Source organism: Alkalibacterium sp. s-m-28 (assembly GCF_054658175.1).
Map to the genome: position 1 here is coordinate 1 of NZ_BAAGIQ010000515.1, position 230 is coordinate 230.

General features: G+C 43.5%; 1 pseudogene. It reads right to left on the reverse strand.

Annotation, left to right across the window (positions count from 1 at the left end):
- Positions 1–44 precede the first annotated feature (44 nt).
- Positions 45–230: pseudogene (locus tag ACYQ4S_RS13080) on the reverse strand (group II intron reverse transcriptase/maturase); the annotation flags it as partial.

Genomic DNA, 230 nt, shown 5'->3' on the forward strand with positions numbered 1-230 from the left:
CCGTCCTCTCACACCACCGTACGTACGGTTCCGTATACGGCGGTTCAATATCTTAAGTAAGCAGACTCTGCCAGTTGGTTTAGTGAAACTAAACCCCACTGGTAGAGTCTTTTCGTTGTAAGTGCCCGATGAACCTCGGGCGTTTTGGATAATCGCCAATATTTCTTGCGTGAAAAACCAATACGTTTAGCACTATCTATATCTAGACCTAAACGTTCTAATCTGTTAAT